At 41.7% G+C, this 21,855-nt stretch carries 20 protein-coding genes; 14 read left to right on the top strand and 6 right to left on the bottom strand.

Annotation, left to right across the window (positions count from 1 at the left end):
• Positions 1-55: 55 nt before the first annotated feature.
• The 3 genes from ACXAD1_RS12665 to ACXAD1_RS12655 form a co-directional block, all read right to left on the bottom strand.
• On the bottom strand, positions 56-1,522 hold the full coding sequence (locus tag ACXAD1_RS12665; RefSeq protein WP_474910199.1) for an Msr family ABC-F type ribosomal protection protein: 1,467 nt from the start codon (positions 1,520-1,522) through the stop codon (positions 56-58).
• 2 nt (positions 1,523-1,524) lie between these two features.
• The gene (locus ACXAD1_RS12660; protein WP_474910198.1) at positions 1,525-2,397 is read right to left on the bottom strand and encodes a putative RNA methyltransferase; all 873 of its coding nucleotides are present in this window, start codon (positions 2,395-2,397) and stop codon (positions 1,525-1,527) included.
• Between the two features lie 334 nt (positions 2,398-2,731).
• A complete protein-coding gene (locus ACXAD1_RS12655; protein ID WP_142301762.1) occupies positions 2,732-2,776 on the bottom strand; it encodes an erythromycin resistance leader peptide in 45 nt (14 codons plus the stop codon).
• A gap of 131 nt (positions 2,777-2,907) precedes the next feature.
• On the opposite strand from ACXAD1_RS12655, the gene ACXAD1_RS12650 reads away from it, so the two are divergent.
• Both ACXAD1_RS12650 and ACXAD1_RS12645 read left to right on the top strand, forming a co-directional pair.
• A complete protein-coding gene (locus tag ACXAD1_RS12650; RefSeq protein ID WP_206844456.1) occupies positions 2,908-3,411 on the top strand; it encodes a YoqH family protein in 504 nt (167 codons plus the stop codon).
• A 68-nt stretch (positions 3,412-3,479) separates the two neighbouring features.
• Complete coding sequence (locus ACXAD1_RS12645) at positions 3,480-4,325, top strand: GNAT family N-acetyltransferase (RefSeq protein ID WP_474910197.1); 846 nt, start codon at positions 3,480-3,482, stop codon at positions 4,323-4,325.
• A gap of 252 nt (positions 4,326-4,577) precedes the next feature.
• Here the strand turns inward: ACXAD1_RS12645 and ACXAD1_RS12640 are convergent, their stop codons facing one another.
• Complete coding sequence (locus tag ACXAD1_RS12640; protein WP_370223247.1) at positions 4,578-5,447, bottom strand: EamA family transporter; 870 nt, start codon at positions 5,445-5,447, stop codon at positions 4,578-4,580.
• Positions 5,448-5,604: 157 nt separating this feature from the next.
• On the opposite strand from ACXAD1_RS12640, the gene ACXAD1_RS12635 reads away from it, so the two are divergent.
• Positions 5,605-5,835: a hypothetical protein gene (locus tag ACXAD1_RS12635; protein WP_370223249.1), complete on the top strand. Its 231-nt coding sequence runs from the start codon at positions 5,605-5,607 to the stop codon at positions 5,833-5,835.
• Between the two features lie 67 nt (positions 5,836-5,902).
• Here the strand turns inward: ACXAD1_RS12635 and ACXAD1_RS12630 are convergent, their stop codons facing one another.
• Positions 5,903-6,274, bottom strand: coding sequence for a VOC family protein (locus ACXAD1_RS12630; protein ID WP_370223250.1), 372 nt, complete (start codon positions 6,272-6,274; stop codon positions 5,903-5,905).
• Positions 6,275-6,876: 602 nt separating this feature from the next.
• On the opposite strand from ACXAD1_RS12630, the gene ACXAD1_RS12625 reads away from it, so the two are divergent.
• Together ACXAD1_RS12625 and ACXAD1_RS12620 are read left to right on the top strand one after the other, a co-directional pair.
• Positions 6,877-7,137: a hypothetical protein gene (locus tag ACXAD1_RS12625; protein WP_474911303.1), complete on the top strand. Its 261-nt coding sequence runs from the start codon at positions 6,877-6,879 to the stop codon at positions 7,135-7,137.
• Between the two features lie 449 nt (positions 7,138-7,586).
• Entirely contained in the window at positions 7,587-8,702 is a 1,116-nt protein-coding gene (locus tag ACXAD1_RS12620; protein ID WP_474910196.1) for a cysteine desulfurase family protein, read from the top strand.
• Positions 8,703-8,719: 17 nt separating this feature from the next.
• Here ACXAD1_RS12620 and ACXAD1_RS12615 read toward each other — a convergent pair whose 3' ends face one another.
• Positions 8,720-9,262 carry an ADP-ribosyltransferase-containing protein gene (locus ACXAD1_RS12615; protein WP_370223253.1) on the bottom strand — a complete coding sequence of 181 codons (543 nt, stop codon included), beginning with the start codon at positions 9,260-9,262 and terminating at the stop codon, positions 8,720-8,722.
• A 141-nt stretch (positions 9,263-9,403) separates the two neighbouring features.
• On the opposite strand from ACXAD1_RS12615, the gene ACXAD1_RS12610 reads away from it, so the two are divergent.
• From ACXAD1_RS12610 to ACXAD1_RS12570, 9 genes are all read left to right on the top strand, one after another.
• Positions 9,404-10,411 (top strand): DUF3231 family protein, encoded by a 1,008-nt coding sequence (locus ACXAD1_RS12610; protein WP_206844471.1) that lies wholly within the window; start codon positions 9,404-9,406, stop codon positions 10,409-10,411.
• A gap of 411 nt (positions 10,412-10,822) precedes the next feature.
• Positions 10,823-11,476, top strand: coding sequence for a DsbA family oxidoreductase (locus ACXAD1_RS12605; protein WP_370223266.1), 654 nt, complete (start codon positions 10,823-10,825; stop codon positions 11,474-11,476).
• A 154-nt stretch (positions 11,477-11,630) separates the two neighbouring features.
• Complete coding sequence (locus tag ACXAD1_RS12600; protein ID WP_370223256.1) at positions 11,631-12,530, top strand: cupin domain-containing protein; 900 nt, start codon at positions 11,631-11,633, stop codon at positions 12,528-12,530.
• Between the two features lie 148 nt (positions 12,531-12,678).
• Positions 12,679-13,812 (top strand): endospore germination permease, encoded by a 1,134-nt coding sequence (locus ACXAD1_RS12595; RefSeq protein ID WP_206844475.1) that lies wholly within the window; start codon positions 12,679-12,681, stop codon positions 13,810-13,812.
• Entirely contained in the window at positions 13,772-15,232 is a 1,461-nt protein-coding gene (locus ACXAD1_RS12590) for a spore germination protein (RefSeq protein WP_474910195.1), read from the top strand. The genes ACXAD1_RS12595 and ACXAD1_RS12590 overlap by 41 nt, the downstream gene beginning before the upstream one ends.
• A complete protein-coding gene (locus ACXAD1_RS12585) occupies positions 15,232-16,374 on the top strand; it encodes a Ger(x)C family spore germination protein (RefSeq protein ID WP_206844479.1) in 1,143 nt (380 codons plus the stop codon). The genes ACXAD1_RS12590 and ACXAD1_RS12585 overlap by 1 nt, the downstream gene beginning before the upstream one ends.
• A gap of 131 nt (positions 16,375-16,505) precedes the next feature.
• Entirely contained in the window at positions 16,506-18,419 is a 1,914-nt protein-coding gene (locus tag ACXAD1_RS12580; protein WP_474910194.1) for a PTS mannitol transporter subunit IICBA, read from the top strand.
• An 88-nt stretch (positions 18,420-18,507) separates the two neighbouring features.
• Positions 18,508-20,598 (top strand): BglG family transcription antiterminator, encoded by a 2,091-nt coding sequence (locus tag ACXAD1_RS12575; RefSeq protein ID WP_474910193.1) that lies wholly within the window; start codon positions 18,508-18,510, stop codon positions 20,596-20,598.
• Positions 20,599-20,610: 12 nt separating this feature from the next.
• Positions 20,611-21,747: a mannitol-1-phosphate 5-dehydrogenase gene (locus ACXAD1_RS12570; protein ID WP_474910192.1), complete on the top strand. Its 1,137-nt coding sequence runs from the start codon at positions 20,611-20,613 to the stop codon at positions 21,745-21,747.
• Positions 21,748-21,855: the final 108 nt, after the last annotated feature.

Here is a 21,855-nt window from a genome sequence, read left to right as displayed (position 1 = left end):
AGAGCAGCCATATAATCAAGCCGCTCTTTTCGGTTCTATTTGTCAGACTATCGTATCAGCTTTTTCTTTGAACCAGCCGCTGCTGTTCAATTTCATACACACAATCAGCCACCCGTTCAACAAACACTTTATCATGTGAAACCAGCAGGACGGTTCCTTTATAGGCTTCTAAAAACCGTTCCAGCGCTTCGATGCAATAAATATCCAGAAAATTTGTGGGTTCATCTAATATCAGCACATTATATCTGCCAAGGAAAAGCTGGCACAGCACGAGACGGATAGCTTCTCCGCCGCTCAAATTGCGCACATCCTTTTTCAGGTCATTTCCTGTAAAACTCATGGAGTGAAGAACAGAACGGATTTTACTATCTTCATAATCGCTTTTTACTTTCATATATTCCAGCACCGTTTTGCTTTTATCGAATTGATAATCCATCTGTTCATAGGCGCCTGCAACTGCTTTTGGAGAGAGGGTTATGCCCTCGCCGCGATTCAGGATATGGTTGAGCAGAGTTGTTTTTCCTGATCCGTTTTTTCCTGTAATGGCAATGGTATGGCCAAGGGGAAATTGGAAGCTTGCTTCTTTCAGGAGTGTTCTTTCTCCGCCTTTTAACGTTACCCGATCGCCCATGATGGGAAATTTATTGTGCATTTCCAGTGCCGGCTGCTGATGAAAACGAATCGTCATTTCTTCCTTAGGCGCATCCACATTCTCCAGCATCTGTACCCGCTGTTCAATTGCTTTGGCTGCGCGCTGGACAGCTTTTTGGCTGGTATCCTTGGATTTTGTCATAAACATTTTATTGGCTTTGGCCTTTGTTTCCTTTTTGGAGATATGCCCATTCGCCTGTGTAATCTTATCAGCCTTTTTCATTTTTTCCTCAGCCGCTTTTAATAGGCGGGACTTCTCTTTCACAAATTTTTCATGCTGCTCGAGCTGCTGTTTTCGCTGCAGGTCTTTTTGTTCCGTGTAATCAGAATAATTCCCGGTATATTCTGTCACAGAACCATTTTCAATTTCCCAAATTTTCGTGACGAGCTTGTCAAGCACATACCGGTCATGGCTGACAAGCACAAGGGCTCCATAATAATAGGTCAGCTCTTCAATAAAGAATTGTGTGCCTTCCTTATCGAGGTGGGTGGTTGGTTCATCAATTAATAAGCCTTCATAATAGCTGGAAAAAATTTGCGCCAATTTCCTCCTGGTTCTTTCCCCGCCGCTTAAATTTTCTATTTCGGTTTGAGGAATCGATAGCTGACCAGCCAGTTTATAATCTATTTCGCCCGCTTCTGGCGCTGACAGCTGATCGAAATAGGCAAAATCAGCAAATCTTTTAACCATTCCTTTTTCAGGCTTTAACTGTCCACCCATCAGCTTCAGCAGGGTGCTTTTACCAGCACCGTTCTTACCGACAATGCCAATCCGGTCAAACTGGTGCACGGCCAGCCGGGGAATATTTAATACTAATCTATCTAAATAGGACACTTCTATATTTTCTAATTCAAAAAGTACATTTTCCATTCTTATAACCTCTTTTCTTTTTGGTTTAATCCGATTAAAATTTCGGCGTCGATGGTGATTTGGCTGCTCCTGGTGATAAATGCATCCAAAGCTGTCTCATTTGAATCCCAGGCAAGCGGAGACATCTGCACTAAATGTGTCCGTTTCCTTTTATCCAACTCTCTTGTATCCGTCACAGTGATTTTGTCAGTAAGAGTAAAATGCTTTTTAAAAAGAGAAAGGGTTTCATCATTCTTGTAAAGACTTTTCTCTTTGCTTCCATGAATGGCATCCCGCAGCTCTTTTAAATGGGCAGCTCGCGGAACCACCTTAATGATGAGCCCATCTGGAGCCAAGATCCTTTTAAACTCCTCGTAATTAGAAGGAGAAAAGATATTTAAAATCATGTTCATAGAGTGATCTGCCAGAGGAGATTTTGCCAGATCCCCGACAAGCCAAATTGAATGTTTATAACTTTTTGCAGCCTGAGCAATACCGGCTTTGGATAAATCCAGGCCAATGCCTGTCACTGTTCCGTTTCTGGAATTGCCCAAAATCTTATCCAAATGGGATCCTTCACCGCATCCTGCATCAAGGATAAAGGCAGGGGTGTCAGAATTGGCGGAATAGGTGTCAATTACGGCTGATATCTTCTCATGAAGCCGTTTAAAAAGGTCACTCTCCATAATGATTTTCTTCCTGGCTTCAAATAAGGCTTTATTGTAACGGCTCTTCGGTGAATGGCTGAGCATGTTCACATAGCCATGGTGTGAAATATCAAAGGTATGCCTGTTTGGGCAAATCAGGCTTTTCGATTGAACAACCTGCAGTGATTTCTCACAGAGCGGGCATCTAAGTGCATTTCCGAAATTTTTATATTTTGCATGATTCTCCATTTTTCTTCTTCCTTTCAATAAAAAAATCACAGGCATCTGCCTGTGATTCAGAGTAAAGGGAAGAGGGCCCATCCTTATTCGGTTAGGGGCTGATCAGGAGCCGTCAGCAAATAAACCTTCCTTTTGCTTGTCTATGGGAAGACGTATAGACATAAAAAAAAGAAAGGCAGAAAAATCCGCCTTTCCATTCATATCAAAAATTGCCACAGATAACTGGCAATTTAAGAAATAACACCAAAATGGGCTATTTCAATATGAACTGAAGATTATTAAAAAAGGACAGACTAATCCCGTTTACTCTGTTAACACAAACAGAGCCTTTGAACGTATTAAATTACTGGTTCAAAGTTGGGAATCGAAGTCTCATCGCGTGTGTCATTTTTTAATAATCCTCCTAAAATAATTAGATACATTGGTCATTATAAATTCATCTATTAAAAAAGTCAAAGGTTCCTCCGAATTTTAAAAAGAAGGAAGGGGAAAATTACTCTTTGAAATGGAGGAAATCTGATGAATAAATTCTTGATTTTAACGGTATTTTTTGCATTTTTTGCACTTCAAATAAATGCAGCGCATGCAGCGTCTCTTTCCTATCCCTGCAGCATTGTGCTAGAGCCTGTAAAAGATATCCCGAATATCCAGGGCACAGCTCTTATAACTAAAGTGAAGAAACCATATTCAGATATGCCGGGGAGTCCTGTCAGAGAACGGACAGCTATTGGAGTCTACGCTGACTGGATGCCCTTGCCTTCAGCATTTGGCGATTATGATCAATATGAAGGGTTTGCACAAATACCTGGTGTGATCAGCTGGAGATTTAAAATGTATCCTGTTAAAGAAGATCAGCCAAGCTGGTTTGGCGGCTTCCCATTGGCCGGAAAGTTTGACGAAATATCCGCAGAACTTTCTGCTGATGCAATCGTGCAATTGCGCCTTTCCAATTCCCGTTCCGGTAATCTGGGACCGGCAGTTTTACAAAATACATTAAAGGGATGCGGAAAGCAGGAAGGATAATGCATTAGCAATCCTTAATTATAATGAGGGAGTATATTTTATCAGAAGGGATATAGAGTGAGAAACCAATGATATTAGAGTTAAGAGAACTAAATGAGAAAGATATCCCCGGACTGATTGATCTGTCGGCTTCAGTTGGCTGGGATTATGACGAACATGAGGTTGAAACCCTGTTGAGGTCCGGCAGAGTTTTCGGACATAAAAATGCTGAGGGCAGGATTGTTTCCAGTGCAGCTATCATTCGTTATGATACTAATTTGGCCTCTATCGGCATGGTTATTGTTCATGAGGATTATCGAGGACTTGGGCTGGGAAAGGAAGCTGCTCAAACGTGTGCATCCAGTGTACCCGCCGATATTGCTGTCATGTTAATTGCGACAAAGGAAGGAAAGCCTTTGTATGAAAAAATGGGCTTTATCACTGTGGATTTTATTCACAAATTTATTTGTGATGAGTTTGCTTCCGATAAGTCTGCAGATGGAATTTCTATTGAAGCCTTTATCCAGGCAGATTTTCCAAAAATCCTCCAAATAGATGCTGCTGCCTTTGGCGATAAGCGAAGCGTTTTTCTCCGCAATCGAATCAGCCAGTCCAAACAATGTCTTGTTGCTAAAAATAATAATGGAGAAATCATTGGGTATGGATTATCCATACAGGGGCCAGTCAATTTAATACTCGGACCTATTGCAGCAGCTGATTCAGAAACCGCTGCTTTAATCGTGGCAAAATTGGCTTTACATCATAAAGGGAAGCTGCGAATTGATGTTCCAGAGGGAAGAACGGATTTTATGTCTTTTTTGGAGCGAAGCGGTTTTGTTAAAGCAAATACTCCACCAGTCATGATGAAAAATTCAGCAGCTATGCCGCAGAGGAACCATTCCTTATATGCAATTGCTTCGCAGGCTTTTGGATAGGGGAATGTTGAAATATGCTTTGTGCAAATAAATAGTTTTATCCGCAAGTAAAATAGGGCTATGTGCAAATAAAATATTTTATCCGAAAGTAAATTTGGTCTATCCGCACGTAAATTTCACTAGCGGGTCAATAATGCTTATATAGCTCTGAAAAACGGCTGCGGGAAGTCCAATCTCCATGCAAAATCATAAAAAAACGGCTTAATCTCAGGATTAAAGCCGTTTTTTTATGTGTTTAACTCTAATTTTCGCCTAGATTATCAGCAGAGCCGTTCCGATCGTAATCAAAATGGCACCGGCAATTGTATTCATTGAGGGCTTCTCTTTTAAAATGATAAAACTTAATATCATTGTCAGCACCACACTGAATTTATCGATGGGGTTGACGACACTAACCTTTCCGATGGAAAGAGCGCCGAAATAGCACAGCCAGGACAATCCGGTTGCAGCTCCCGAGAGGAAAAGAAATAAATAAGACTTTTTCGAAATGCTCTTAAGCTCCTTAAAGGTCCCCTGAAAAAACACAATTCCCCAGGCGAAAAGAATGATAACCACAGTCCTGATGAAAGTGGCCACATTGGAGTCGACGTCTTCAATTCCTATTTTCGCTAAAATATTGGTGGCTGCCGCAAATACAGCTGAAAGGACTGCGAGAAAAATATACGATTTTGTATTGAATACTTTCTTCTTGCGGCCCTTTTTCCGGTCTTTGCCGATTAAAACAAAGGTTCCAATGGAGATAATGACTCCCCCTGAAACGACCAAAGCTGTGGCAGGCTCCCTGAGAATAATAAATGATAGCAGGATGGTTAAGACGACGCTCGACTTATCAATGGGAACTACTTTTGATACATCGCCGATCTGAATGGCTTTAAAGAAGCAAATCCAGGATAAGCCTGTTGTCAGGCCAGAAAGAACGAGAAATATGTACGATTTTACAGAAATAGTCAAGATGCTTTCCGTTTCCCCCGTAATGACAACCATAAGATAGGCCATGATGACCACCACAATCGTCCGGACTGCAGTAGCCAGGTTGGAATCAACTTTTTCAATGCCAATTTTTGCGAGAATGGCTGTGAAGGATGCAAAAACGGCGGCCAGCAGAGCTAAAATAATGCTCATAGACATGATCTCCATTTCTTCAATGGGATGATTATATACATTTTATTTTGCTGAAGTGCATATAGAATATTCTCTGATTTAATTAGTATTATTTATAAAATTCTGTTTTCTTGTTGAGTATTCTATATTATAGTTTGGTTAAGCAAGGAGGCAGGAAATGGATCCTATTGATAAAAGAAATCGCTTGGATGATGAACCATTTAGTTTTCGGGTAAATAAGAATAGCACAGTATTTCTTGATTATAATGGAAAACAAGTGAAAATTCTCAAAGGAAAAGAGGCAGAGAAGTTTCTAAAAAAAATGAATGATGCGGAAGATGAAAAGAGCAGGCAATTAATCATGGCGAAGATAACGGGGAATTTTAAACGGGGAAATGAACGGTTGTAATGGCTTTGAGCTGAAGCAGCAGTGCCAATTGGTACTGCTGCTTCAGCTTTATTATGTAAGTGGAATTCTATCTGTGCTGGTCGAAAAGAATAGCGTTGCCATCCGGATCTTCGAGGGTGAAACTTGCAGGGCCGGAACCTGACTCATTCGCTTCGTTTATGATATGAATCCCTTGTTCCTTCAGCTGCTTTTGAAGCTCCCGAATGTCAGTAAATCCCTCTAAATTTTCTGCGTTTTGGTTCCATCCAGGGTTAAAAGTAAGGATGTTTTTCTCGAACATGCCCTGGAATAGGCCTATCACACAGTTATCATTCTTTAGGATCAGCCAATTTTGCTCAATATTCCCGCCGAGTGCTTCAAACCCTAGTTTTTCGTAAAATTCCTTTGACTTCTTAATATCTTTAACGCTTAGACTTACTGAAAATGCTCCCAGTTTCATAGTTCCTCCAAGGTATTAGTTTTTATATAATTCAGACAACACACTTTGAGTTTAATCGAAGCCATTTTATAAAGCAATAGAGTTGTCCTAAAAAAAGCGGCTGGCGCCGCTTTTTAATACAGTCTTCTTTTCCGAAACCGGCTGCAGGTAAAATCGGTTTGGAGTTTCATATAAATATAAATGATCGTCGCAATTGTTCCTTCTTCGCCGTGCCTGTTTGTCTTAGGCTTAAGGCATCTGAGGAATTCCTGGTCACAGCTGCATTTTGATCTCCCGCTTCCCCAGCATTTGTCATGTGCCTTGCAGCAGTCATCCACGCCATTGATAGGGGCATCTGGTCCGCTGCATCCGGGACCGCACCATCTGTAGCCGGGGAAAAGGCAAGGAATCTGTTTTCTTCTTGTCAATAGTATCCCTCTTTTAATATCAATTTAATTATAGATATGGCACAACCCTAGTAGAGGTGTGGTTACATATCTACTAAATGAAGATTGTTTTCGGATAAAGGGGCAGGGGCCCATACCCCATAGGCAACTGACGCATATCCTTTACTGTAGACAAATATAGAGGAGGAGTTCCGTTTGGATTATCAATATCAGCACATGCCAGTGGCACAGGAGTATGTCCCGCACAATGGCGTGTATTTCACTGACCATCGAGTCCGGCCTGGATTTGGAATCGGAAGGCCCGGATTTGGTTTTGGGTGTCCGGGATTCGGGTTCGGAGGACCTGGTTTTGGACTTGGACTTGGATTTTTAGGGGGGCTAGCGACCGGAGCATTGCTTACACCCGGCCCGGGATTTGGATATCCATACTACCCTTACCCGCCATACCCGTATCCGCCATATCCTTACTATTATTAAAGGGGTAGAGCTTTGTCCTTGGGCAGGGCTCTTTTTTTAATTGATTTAATTTTGATGTGTAATAATGAGTGTAAGAGCATGATTAAACAGGATATCCTGAGGAATGTCAGTTCAAGGGAGGATGCAAGTTTGTATCAAGTATATTTCGATGGAGAGGTAAAAGAAGAGGTGCCTGTAGCAGTATTTTTAGATTACAACTTACGGAAAAAGTGTACAAAAAATCGTCAGGACCACTAATCTGAACAGTTTCTCAAGCATTCCGCCAGCTCCTTTCGATTGTGCATAGTTTTATTCTAAGTGTTCTTTATTAATAGAATATAATAGGCCTGTAAATTTTTTGTTAAATGAAGTTTGAGGGGGAACTGATATCCCTTTTTCTATGAGCTGAAGCAGCTCTATTCCTCTATTTTATTGAATTTGATATTCTTAAAGAAAAGGGGGAGAAGGGAATGAACAAAGTCTATCTCGATTACAATGCAAGCACACCTTTGGCACCAGAGGTTATAGATGCCATGAGTCCATTGCTGACGGACTTTTACGGAAATCCTTCCGCATTGCATTGGGCTGGGCAGCCAGTAAAAGAGAAGCTGAAGATTGCAAGGAAACAGGCAGCTGGCTTGTTGTCATGTTCGCCGGAAGAGGTTATTTTTACAAGCGGCGGAAGTGAAGCGAATAATTTGGCATTAAAGGGCTATTATTACAAACATCTGGAAAAAGGCAAACACATCATTACGTCAAAAATAGAGCATCCTGCCATCGTGGAGCCCCTGAAATTTCTGGAGCGCCTGGGTGCAGAAATTACCATGGTGGATGTAGATGCATATGGGATGGTTTCTCCCGAGGCAATTGAAGATGCGATTCGGGAAGAAACAATCCTGATCACCATCATGCATTCAAACAATGAAGTGGGGACCCTTCAGCCGATTGAAGAAATAGGGGAAATCGCCAGAAGACACAGGATCGCTTTTCATACCGATGCGTCTCAATCTGTGGGCAAGGTACCTGTTGATGTTAACCTCCTGAATGTGGATATGCTCACGATAGCGGGCCATAAACTGTATGCTCCTAAAGGAATTGGCGCCTTATATATCAGAAAGGGCATAGAGCTTGAGCCGCTCATTCATGGGGCCGGACACGAGTTTGGAGTGCGTGCAGGAACAGAGAACACACTGCTTGCAGCCGGGCTTGGCAAAGCCTGTGAGTTAGCTCAGGAGCATGCAAGGGACCGGAAGCTTGCTGACTTAACGAATTATTTCTGGGTTCAATTGAAGGAGGCATTTGGTGATGAGGTAGTCCTTAACGGCCATGAAGAAAAACGGCTGCCGAATACCCTGAATGTCAGTTTTGTCAATCGGGCTGGCCAGGACATTTTAGCCGCCATCCCACAGCTTGCTGCCTCTACAGGATCTGCCTGCCATTCAGGCAAAGTTGAATTGTCCCCTGTTTTGAGGGAAATGAAGGTTCCTGAACATGTGGGAATGGGTGCTGTCAGATTCAGTCTTGGAAGATATACGGCAAAAGAGGACCTCGATCAGGCAGTTTCCTGGCTGAAAGAAATATTATAAGAGATCTGGGCAGCCGTTTATTCCACTGGATAGACATCGGCAATCTGCAGAATTTCATCCGAAAAAATGCAATACATATCCTGATCACCGGTTTCAATGCCCATTTTCTGTACGGCAATACCATCGTAGCCTTGCTTCGCAAGACTTTTGCGAAACGCTGCATTGGCTTCATCTTTATTCAGTAAGATCGCCTTATCTTTCCAGGTAAGGTGTCTTTTTTTTACGCTTGCATAGTCGCAATAGGGATCCCGTTCATTCATGAAATGTTCAAAGGAATCGTAGTCCTTTAAAATGGGTTCATCTATATACACTTTATAAACAAATCCGCGGACTGGCTTGTCATACTGAATTACTTTGGGTACTCCATCTTCCCAAAGCTCAGTTTCTGATGTTTCGATGACTGTTTCTGTCCCGACAGCAAATGGCTTAGCAGACTCTATGTCAGATGAAAACCATATGCCAAGCGTATCGAACTCTTTCATTGTTTTTTGAATGGCCTGCTCTTTGTGAAAGTGGTCAAATTTTCTTGTGGAACCGTGATATACGATCAAAAGAGACACCTCCCATTGATAGGATGCCCCATATTTGGTCTGTTATTAATGGTGAAATGATCCAGCATGAACCCCTGTTTTTAATAAAAAGTTTCTTTTTTATTTCAGGACTTTGGAAATAATAAAATAAAAAAGGGGGACGTGCAGCCAATGAGTAATAATCAGAACTCGGAATTAACTGCAGCTGAAATAGCGCAATTATGGTCTGCTTATTTGAACAGCAGCATGTGTAATTGTATTTTCACTTACTTTTTAAATACTGTTGAAGATAAGGAACTGCAGTCCATGCTCTGGGATAGCATTCAATTAACAGAAACACATTTACAGAAGCTTACTGGTTTTTTTGAAAACGAAGGGTTATCCGTGCCATATGGATTTAAAGCCGAAGAGGATGTAAAGGCAAAAGATTCAAAGCTGTTTTCAGAAAATTTTTCCCTTCATTTCCTCTATAATATTGCCATGTTTGCAGTCAGCTTTTATGCGCTGGCCAAAACACTTTCTGTCCGGTCTGATATCGTTAATTACTTTAATAATTGTTTAATGGAAGTTAATGAATACGAAACAAAGCTTAAAAATATGCTGCTCCAAAAAGGCTTGTATATGAAATCTCCCCATGTCATCCCAGTAAAAGAAACCAGCTTTGTAGAAAGCAAAAAATTTATGGGTGGATTGTTTGGTGATAAAAGACCGCCGAATGTTATTGAAATTAGTAATATATATATGAATTTGAAAAAGAATGCCATGGGAAAAACGATTATGGTGGGATTTAGCCAGGTTGCCCAATCGAAGGAAGTTGGCCAATTCATGGTAAGGGGCAGGGACATAGCGGCCAAACATACAAAAGTCTTTGCTGGAATGCTCGAAGAAAGTTATTTGCCAGTTAGCATGAGTTGGGATATGGAAGTAACAGATTCCACTGATCCACCTTTTTCAGATAAATTAATGATGTTTATGACCACATCCCTTATTGCCTTAAGTGCAGGGATTTATGCAACAAGTGCTGCTTCAAGTGCGCGAAAAGATATTGCGATTAACTTCATTCGTTTATCTGCTGAAATTGCTAATTTTGCTGAAGATGGTGCAAACATTCTCATAAAAAATGGCTGGTTCGAGGAGCCGCCGCATCCGGCAGACCATGATGAACTGGCAAATATATAATTGCTGATGGCTGGGGGAGGGACGTATACCTTTTTCCAGCTTTTTTTCGACTATATAAGGTAGTTAATCTTGATCAATAACGACGAAAAAGGCTGAGCGCCGTAAGAAATGGTAGTTAATCTTGATCAATAACGACGAAAAAGGCTGAGTGCCGTAAGAAATGGTCGTTAATCAAGCTGATTAACGACCAAAATAAAAGGATCCCATAAGAAATGGCAGTTAATCACAATCAATAGCGACCAAAATGACAATGCCCATCCTTATACGGGTGTAAATCCCAAATCGGCACTCTTAAGCACTTTCCGTGTAAAATAAAATGCCGCCTACTATACTAAAGAAGAATATACAGTATTGGAGGAATGGAAAATGCATATTGAAATGTGGACTGACTTCGCTTGACCGTTTTGCTATATTGGCAAAAGGCATCTGGAGGATGCCATTAAACAGATTAATCATCCGATTGAAGTGACTTATCGCTGCTTTGAGCTGGACCCGACAGCTGAACGGGATATAAAGGATAACATGTATGAAAAGTTATCCAAAAAATATGGGATGACGATTGAACAGGCGAAAGCCAACACGAAAAACATGGTGCAGATGGCAAGAAACGCCGGGCTGGAATTCAACATTGATACCGTCGTTCTCACAAACACGTTTGATGCTCACCGTCTGACGATGTTTGCCAAAACGAAAGGGCTAATGAAAGAAATGACTGAACGGCTGCTGCGTGCTTATTTTACAGATTCAAGGCATATAGGGGATCATGCCGCTTTAGCAGAATTAGCCGAAGAAGTTGGCCTGAACCGTGAAGAGGCTGAAAAAATGCTTGCCGGCAATGAGTTTGCAGATGCAGTCCGTGCAGATGAGCAATTGGCCCAGCAATACCGCATCACAGGGGTTCCATTTTTCCTTATCAATAAAAAGTATGCCCTTAGCGGAGCACAGCCAACTGAGATGTTTGTTCAAGCTTTGCAGAAGATTATTGCAGAGGATGAGATTACTGTTTTAAATGATCATGACGGTATGATCTGTGATGATGATGGCTGTGAAATTCCTAAGAAATAATACGATTAAAAAAGAGCCAGTCTTACAGTCCTATAAATAGGACAAGACTGGTTCTTTTTAATTCGTCCATAAGCCCAACATGAAAAATCCAACGTACCTTCTTTTTTTATAGGCATATGATGTGTTGATAAATCTGTGAAGGGAATGACATGTATTGTATCATCCTAATGCGTATTCCTATCCATATTACCCTTTAGTAAATGCACCTGTATTTCATACTGACGACATGTTAAGAAGCAATCAGGATCATTTTCAGCAGCTTTGTGAAACGGTCCTTGAAGGAGTCAAAAGGGAAGCTTCGGTACTTGAGCTATACACACAGCTTGCAGAACAAGCCCCTAATGAAGAGCATAAGCAAAATATTATTCAGGCTATCGAAGGGAAAAAAGTCCATTTAACCCATTTCTGCAATCTTTATTACAATTTAACAGGAAAACAGCCGGAGTATCAGATTGGCGATGTATCCATTGAGCATTACCGTGATGGCTTGCATAGGGCTTATCAATTGGAAATGGAGGGTTTCCAGGAGTATCAGCGGGGGTCCGCACTTTCACAGCTTCCGCAGGTTCAAAATGTGTTCATTTGGGCTATGACAGGGGAACAGGAAAATGCAGCGCGCCTTGTTTCACTAAATGACCGGATTACCGATTATGGGCCTCAGCCATTTGTCGTTGATATAGAGGAAGCGACAAAGCAAAATAACACATTTCGGACATCGATATGGACAGGACAGCATTTGCAGCTGACATTGATGAGCATAAAAGCAGGTGAGGATATTGGTCTGGAAATTCATCCTGAACTTGATCAATTCTTAAGAATTGAAGAGGGAGAAGGGATAGTGCAGATGGGGAACAGCAAGGATCGGTTAGATTTTCAGCGGAAAGTTGCGGACGATTTTGCCATTATCATCCCTGCAGGAAAATATCATAATGTCATCAATACAGGCAGCAAACCCCTCAAGCTATACTCCATTTACGCACCGCCACAGCATCCATTTGGAACGGTGCATCAAACGAAGGCAGATGCCATGGCTGCTGAGGAAGAGCATCAGTAAGGAAATTAAATGAAAAGGGATGAATCAAAAGCGCTCATGCGACATTCGCTTTCATTTCATCCCTCTTTGATTTTGGATTAGAATCTCATTACATAAATTGCTCTTGTCTGGTAAGCATACTTAATAAAACTAATAGCTGGAGAACGTTATGCAAAATTTAGTTAAAGTCCTAATACCCAGACAACTGTTTTTATTGCTCATCCTGTCTACAGGCTTGCTGAACCATGTTATTTTGATTCCGAATTTATTGACCGCTGCCGGAAGAGACAGCTGGCTGAGTGTGGTTGCCGCTTATCCAATCTCGCTCTTTTTCATGTGGCTTATTTACTACATACTTAAAAACTCATCAGATGAAGGTTTCTTTTTCATGCTGAGACAGCGTCTTGGCAGGACGTTTTCCGTACTTTTATCGGTTCCCGTTATTGTTTTTTTAATTACTAGCTCCTATATAACGTTCAGAGACTTAATGATTTGGTTAAATGCGTTTTTCCTGGCAGATGCCTCTGTAATAATGATTAACATCATTTTAATTATTGTTTGTTCCATCATGACTATGGCCGGTGTGAAATATATGGCTATATCAAGCGGTGTACTGCTGCCGTTAGTGATGCTTTTCGGAGTATTTATTTCCATTACAAACACCAGATTGAAGGACCCCGGCCTGTTGTTTCCCCTATTTGCAGGGGGTTTAGAACCTTTCATGAGCGGAATTGTTTATACTCTTTCGGGGCTGCTTGAGATTTATATCATCCTCTTATTGCAGCCATACTCACAAAAACCCTTTAAATTCAAGCATTTAGTTTTCCTTTTGACGCTTCTGACAGGATTAACTTTGGGGCCGCTTACAGCCTCGATCATGGAATTTGGTCCTGTAGAAGCGACGAAATTTCTTTACCCTGCCCATGAGCAATGGAGGGTTTTAAGCATTGGAGAGTACATCTCTCATCTGGACTTTCTCGCCTTATATCAGTGGCTGAGCGGAGCATTAATCAGAATTGGCTTATTTATGTATTTAGTAGGTGCATTTTTTCAAGTCAAAAAGAAACATTATCGACTGAATCCCAAATTGGTCCTTACTTTATATATGATTTTGTTTGGATTGATGTGCATTAAGATCGAAACCCACACTTTTTATCAATTTATCTATAAGTATTATCTTCCAGTCAGTATGTTGTTTTTTCTGTCCTATATCCTTTTATCTGCCCTGATTGTATTAGTTTTGAAGAAAAGGGATGAGAAACATGGCAAGAACAAGAATTCTAAAGTCCAATCCTCAACCTAAAGAGAATGGCTGCACAAAGGCTGAAGAGTTAAAACAGCAATTAAGCAAAAGCGGCGATTTTGTGAGCAAAGCTCATGTTACAGAGAAAGATCAGTTTGACATATTATATTTTGATACGTTGGTGGATACTCAATATTTGGATCAATATATCCTGCCGATGATTGCAGCCGAGAAGGAGGGCCTGGCAAAAGATAAGCTCAGGACTTTATTTCAAGCTGACCTGGTAACTGATAAGTCAATTGATGACTTGTCTCAAATGCTTTTTGAGGGGAATTTTCTGTTCCTGGCTGATAAAGACATATTAAGTATTAGGGCAGCAAACCTTCCAAAAAGACAGCCTGAAGAATCTGCGCTGGAGACATCCATTAGAGGTCCAAAGGATGGATTTGTAGAAGATCTGCAGACCAATATATCTTTAATACGCAGAAGGCTTAATACCAGCACTTTATGTGTTGAAAAATATACATTTGGAAAACGAAGCAAAACGAAAGTGGCCCTAATGTATATTGAAGACATTATTGATAAGCGTGTTCTCGAAGAGATTCACAAAAGGCTGGGGAATGTTGAGCTTGATGTCTTGACGAGCATCCATGAACTTGACTCCCTAATCAGGGATCGCCCCTATTCGATTTTCCCCAGTCTTGATTATACCGGCCGTCCGGATTTTATCGTTCAGGCACTGAATCAGGGGAGGTTCGCCATATTGGTGGATGGGAATCCAACCGTCACATATGCCCCAGTCAGTTTATTATTGCAGACTAAATCGCCTGAAGATTTTTACATGAATTATGCGTTTGTGAGTATGGAAAGATTTATCAGAATGATTGGGATAACGGTATCAGGTTTCCTGCCAGGGGTATGGATCGCTTTTTCCGCATTTAATATTGAACAAATACCTTACTTGCTCGTTGCAACTATTTCGGTATCCCGATTTGGGCTGCCTTTGAGTGCCCCAATTGAGATGTTCATCATTCTCCTATTGTTTGAGCTTTTTAATGAAGCAGGAATCAGGCTGCCGAGAGCCATTGGGCAAACAGTGGCCGTACTGGGAGGTTTGATTGTCGGGGATGCAGCTATAAGAGCAGGCTTAACCTCTCCAACGATGCTGGTTGTTGCAGCGATTACTTATATTTCATCTTTTACCCTTGTGAGTCAGTCCCTTAGTTCTGCCATAACCATTATTAGATTCTTCGTCATCATCATGAGTACTTTTTTAGGCTTGTTTGGGGTCATCTTATGCTATATAATAACCGTTTTATACTTTTCGACGCTCTCATCCTTTGGAGTTCCTTACCTCTCAGCTGTAGCTCCAATCAGTTGGAGAGAAAGCATAAAGGCATTTCTGATGCTGCCTGTACAATTTTATAAATCCCGCTCCACTTCCACCAGCCCTGACGATCCCACGAGGAGGGAGAAGTAATGGCCAGAAGCGTGATTTTGATGGTTGCGTCATGCTGTTTTTTGCTCTCAGGCTGTTCCGGCATCAAAAATATACAGGATTTAACCTATATTGTTTCAATCGGTATGGATTATGATGAAGAAAAAGAGGAATATACAGTATATCTCCAGGGTTTAAATTTTTTAAATGTCGCCAAGCAGGAAGGCGGAAAATCTGCAGAGCCTGTCCCAATTTTTGTGGCTTCTGCAAAAGGAGAAACATTAAATTTAGCTGTACGAAAGCTGTATAAAGTATCTGAACCTCCCTTATATTTTGGCCATGTAAAGACTCTTGTTATCACAAACCGGATTGTTCAGCACAAATTTCAGGAAGTGGTGGAGGAGATTGGAAAGAACCGTTCTATTCGCCCTACGCTTCATGTCGTAACAACAGAAGAAGGGATTGAGGAGGTTTTAAATACTAATGCCTTGTTTAATTATCCAGCCGTATACACCGTTCTATTTAAAAAAGATGCTTATGAGGTTGCGCAAAATGAAATTAGGCCGGTAGCATTAATGAATTTTCTGCGGGAATATTATGAGCCAATGAATGCAGCGAAACTGCCCTCCGTTAAAATTGATAAAACAAGCTGGAAGGCAGACAAGGATTATCCTGTATTATATTTTGATGGCTATTCCGTTTTTCAAAACAGAAAATATATGAAGGAACTAGCTTTTGAGGACTCCTTATTTCTTAATTGGCTGATGGAAAAATATATTGCTGTAGATGAAAGAGTCGATGTAGAGGGGAAATTGGCTGCAGCAGTAAAGCTCGAAAGCCCGAGGCTGAAAATCAAATATGATGAAGATTCCTCCAGCCCCAAATTTTCTATTGATTTATCCATTCGCGCTGATGTCCTGGAAAAAGTACAGGACATTTCCATGAACCGATTAACCAGTCTGGTTGAAGAGGAAATAAAAGCAAAACTAAGAACACTATATTTGGATGGAGTGGAAAATAAGATTGATTATCTGAATGCCGGCGAGAAATGGTTTCGGATGCATCCTGAGAAATTTGCAGAATTAGAAAAAACAGGCAATTTCTATTTGGAGAAAGACTCTCTTACTGATATCAAGGTAAAGGTTCAGGTTTTTAATTTCAACAGCTATAAATATAATCAATGAGGCTGGGAAAGGAGAAACACTAGTTTTGTCATCCGTTGCGCGACAAAGTTAGGTTTCTCCTTTGTTGAGTATAGCCCATTTGTCCATTACCATTAATAATAAAGTACTATATTTCGAAAGGATGAGTGTACATGGCTCAATCTAATCTAAAAGTAGCTGTACAGAAGTTCGGTAATTTTCTGAGCTCAATGGTTATGCCGAATATCTCTGCTTTTATAGCATGGGGTCTTATTACAGCTTTATTTATACCTACTGGCTTCTTCCCAAATGAAAGCCTTGCCAAAATGGTAGGTCCAATGGTGACATACTTGCTTCCATTATTAATTGGTTATACCGGAGGTAAGCTTGTACATGATCAGCGCGGTGCTGTTGTGGGTGCCATTGCAACAATGGGGGTCATCGCTGGTGCTGAGGTGCCGATGTTCCTTGGCGCCATGGTTATAGGTCCTTTAGGCGGTTATGTGATTAAGAAATTTGACCAGATGATCGAAGGAAAGGTCCGTGCTGGCTTTGAAATGCTTGTGAACAACTTCTCAGCTGGAATTCTTGGTGCAATTATTGCCATCCTTGCATTCCTGGGAGTGGGCCCTGCGGTTGATGTATTCACGGGCTGGCTTGTAGCTGGAGTTGACTGGCTGATTGGCACAGGACTTCTGCCGCTGACAAGCATCTTAATTGAACCGGCAAAAGTTTTATTCTTGAACAATGCCATCAACCATGGTGTTCTTTCGCCAATTGGCGTTGAACAGGTAAAAGAAACAGGACAATCCATCCTGTTCCTGCTTGAAGCAAACCCAGGACCTGGTATCGGTGTCTTGCTTGCTTACATGTTCTTTGGAAAAGGCAATGCCAAGAAATCTGCTCCAGGTGCCGGAATCATTCACTTCTTCGGCGGGATTCATGAAATTTATTTCCCTTACATCTTAATGCGTCCTATGCTCATTATTGCTGTCATCCTTGGCGGAATGAGCGGTGTGTTCACACTGGTTCTTTTAGGCGGTGGATTATTCGCTCCTTCATCACCGGGCAGCATCATCGCCATCACGGCTGTAACGCCTCATCATGCAAGTGCGTATATTGCGAACTTCGCAGGTGTGCTTGTGGCTGCTGCTGTGTCATTCATCGTGTCTGCCTTTATTATGAAGACGGGCAAGCAGGGTGAAGAGGATATTGAAGAAGCTGCGAAAAAGATGCAGGAAATGAAAGGCAAGAAAAGTTCTGTTTCCAATGTGTTTGAAGGCGGTCAGGCTGCAATGCCCGATAATGTTACCAAAATCTATTTTGCCTGTGATGCAGGTATGGGCTCAAGTGCCATGGGTGCATCACTTCTCCGAAAAAAGGTGAAGGAAGCGGGCATGGACATTGCTGTTACGAATACATCGATTTCCAATCTTCCATCAGATGCAGAAATCGTCATTACACAGGAAGAACTGACACCAAGGGCACGCCAAAAAGTGCCGAATGCATTCCATGTATCGGTTGATAACTTCCTATCAAGTCCGGAGTATGACAAGCTGATCAGCGCCCTCCAGTTCCCGGCTAACTCGGAACTGCATGAAATCGTTGAAGATGCTGAAGAAAATGTTCCTGACACCGTGGACGAAGAAATGGCTCACGATGACGATTTATTGCGTCCGGAAAATATTTTCCTGAACAAAGAATTTGCTGATAAGGATGAAGCAATCCGCTTCGCAGGAAGAGTGCTTGTCGATGCAGGCTATGTGGAAGAAAGCTATATTGAAGCGATGATTGAACGTGATAATATCACGTCCACTTATATGGGAAATGATGTAGCGATCCCGCATGGAACTGAAGAAGCCAAAAAAGCTGTGATCAAATCCGGCTTTACTGTTATCCAGGTGCCAAATGGAGTAGATTTCGATGGCCAAAAGGTCCGTCTGATCTTCGGAATAGCAGGCAAAGACGGCACACACCTTGAAATCCTGTCAGGAATCGCGGTAACATGTTCTGACATGGATAATATCGAAAAATTGGCTGAGGCTGAATCGGCACAGACCATTATGGATATTATCGGCAAGAAATAAAAATAAAGATATTTCCGAATAGAAAAGCGTTATTATGCGCTTTTCTATTCAGTGTTTTTGTCACTAATTTTAGAAATGAGCTGATCTCATGTATATTACATCGAGGGAAAAAGCCATTATTGAATCTATTATAAAAACATCTGGTAAACACACGGCATTGTCGATTGCATCTTCGTTGAATGTCAGTGCGAGGACAATACAGAGGGATTTAAAGGCAGTAGAGAAAATCGTCAGTGAGTTCGATTTGAAGTTAACACGCAATGTAAATCAGGGCCTTGCTATTGAAGGGAAAAATGAGCAGATTTTCCGGCTGATACAGCATTTGACCAGCAGTGAACCGGTCGACCAGACTCCTCAGGAAAAGAAACTCCGCCTTCTTATAGCCATTCTAGAAGAAGATTTATACAAAACTCAGGTTCTGGCAAGCTACCTCGGCATCAGCACGGCAACCCTGTCAGCTTATCTGGATGAACTTGCCCAATGGCTATCCGTTTTCCAGGTGCAGCTTACCAGAAAACGGGGAGTCGGGGTAGAGCTTCACGGAGCAGAAGCAAACAAACGAAGAGCGCTCGCCCATTTTTTCCTCCAATATTTTCATGAAGAATTAATTGAGAAACTATTCTTGCTTGAAAAAAGGAAGCTGGGTGAAGAAAGGGTCCTTCATTACTTTGAACCGGACTATCTTTTCCACGTGAACAGTATTGTTCAGACTGTTTTTTCTGGTGCACCTGCCCGGTTTGCTGACAGCGGATATCTGGAGGTTGTGCTGCATGTATGCATTTCTCTGCAGCGGACTCTAAAAAAGCGTTTTGTGGATCAGTGTGATACCCTACCTGAAAAGGAAGTTATAGCGGAATACGGTTTGATTCAGCAGGTAACAAGCAAGCTGGAACGAAAATTTGGCTGCATTTTTTCAGAAGGGGATGTCCTTTACCTCGCACGAATACTTAAAGGGACCAAATTGAGCGGAGCCGAGGCTTTTCCATATGACAGCCTTGTGCTCGCCCAAATGATCAAAAACGTGATTAAATCTGTTTCGGAACAGCTGCATGTGGATTTGACCAAGGATTTTTCCTTATTCCAGGGACTGCTGGCCCATATGGAGCCATCCATATTCCGAATGAAACAGAATATGGAATCTTATAACCCGCTAAAAGAAGAAATTATGCGAAAATATCCGGTTCTGTTCATGGCTGTAAAAAAAAGCCTTGAAGAGGAATTTACAGACATTGATCAATTTTCCGATGACGAGATCGCGTTCATCGTCCTTCATTTTGGCTCAGCCCTGGTCATGCAGGAAGAGAATCTTTCCATTAAGGCGCTTGTCATTTGTCCGACGGGCATCGGCACATCCAAGATGCTAAAAAGCAGGCTGAAAAAAGAAGCAGCTGAGATTGATGTAATCGAAATCAAGTCGATGAAGGAAATATCAGAGGGTGCTGATTTGAAGGAATATGATTTAATTCTTTCTACAGTCAGACTTCCTTTTATAAATGCTGAGTACATATTGGTGAATCCGCTCTTAAGCGATGAAAATATACTCACCATAAAAAACTATTTGAAGAACAATATTGGAAGCCTGACCAAAGGAAAAGAATATCAGCCGGAGGATGGGATCAAACAGGCTGAACAGAGAAACCTTACTTTATCCGCAATGCTTGAGGAAGTAAGAGATATCCAGGAGAGCATCGAGTCTCTTATTCATAACTTTCGTTTTTACCGGATGGATGGAGGAGAAAGCCAGGAGCAGATTCTTGAGAGAATGCTTGGGATTGCCGAACGGGATCATTTGCTGGCGAATGCTGAAGATGTCCTGCAATCCTTAAGGGAGCGGGAACAAAAAGGCGGGCTTGGCATACCTGAAACCAATATGGCTCTCTTTCATGCCCGCAGTAAAAACGTCCATGAACTTATTTTTCAGATTGCCCATCTTCCCGAGCCATGCATGGTGAAGGGGATGGACGGGAGAGATGTTCTTCTGAAAAACCTGCTGCTCATGCTGGCACCACTCGAGCTGAGCAGAAGAGAGCAGGAGATTTTAAGCTTAATCAGCACAAATATTATTGAGACAGAGGAAGCAATTCTAATTTTTTCTTCAGCTAATGAAGACATGATTTACAAGAAGCTGGAATCGATTTTTACGGAATATCTGCAGTCTCATTTTAAAATAAATCAGTAAAGGAATGATTCGATGAAACAAGCAGTGCATTTTGGAGCAGGGAACATTGGAAGAGGATTTATCGGGGCCCTATTTTCACAGTCAGGCTACCATGTAACTTTTGTGGATATTGCCGACGAAATCATTAATCAGCTGAACGAAGAAAAACAATATCAAGTGCTGCTGGCTGCAGACGAACAGGAATCCATGACCATTGAAAATGTTTCAGGATTGAATAACCTGAAACAGGAGAATGAAGTAATAGAGGCCATTAAGCAGGCTGATTTCTTAACAACAGCAATCGGCCCTAACATCCTTCCGCGGATTGCCCCATTAATTGCAAAAGGCCTGGCTGCCAGAGCAGAGGCAGGCATTAACGAGCAGCTTTATGTCATTGCATGTGAAAATCAGATTTCTGCGACTGACCTTTTAAAAGCCTATATAATGGAGCATCTTGACAGCGATGTAAATCTAACCGGTGTTTCTTTCCTAAACTCCGCTGTAGACCGAATTGTCCCAATCCAAAACAACCACGGATCATTGGATGTTCTTGTTGAACCGTACCATGAATGGGTTGTGGAAACGACAGAAGACATTCCGCATATCGAAGGAATGAAAATTGTTCCGGAGCTCGCGCCTTTTATCGAAAGAAAACTGTTCACGGTTAACACTGGACACGCCGTCATTGCTTATTTCGGATACCTGGGCGGAAAAAAAACCATCGACCAGACACTTGCAGATGAAGAAATTTATAAGCAGGTTCAGGCAACACTCGGTGAAACAGGGGCCTATTTGATTCATCGATATGGTCTGAATCCTGACGAGCATCAAAAATATATTGATAAAATTATCGGCCGATTCCAAAATGCCCGCTTGAATGACGGTGTCACAAGAGTAGGACGTTCGCCGATAAGAAAGCTTGGCCCTGAAGACAGACTCGTTCGCCCGGCACTGCAGGCACAAAAAGCAGGCTTATCTTACACAAACCTCGCTAAAGCTATTGCTGCGGCACTATTGTTTGATAACAGGGAAGACGAAGAAGCGGTAAAGCTCCAGGAGATGATTCAAGACAACGGAGTGCAGTTTGTGCTGAAAGAAGTATGCGGACTGGAAAAATCAGACGAGCTTGCTACAGAAGTACTGAAACAGTATGAAGCATTGAAAAAATAAATTGGATTTAAGGCTGCTGAAATGGTTCGGCAGCCTTATTTTTTGTGGGATTTTCGGTGGGAATGAGTATGGAGAAAAACTGGTAGGCGATCTAGGCTTCCCTGATGG

The organism is Cytobacillus sp. ABV4_503 (genome assembly GCF_056158445.1).
The sequence above is the reverse complement of the archived record's forward strand: the minus strand, read 5'-3'. Positions and strand labels throughout refer to the sequence as shown.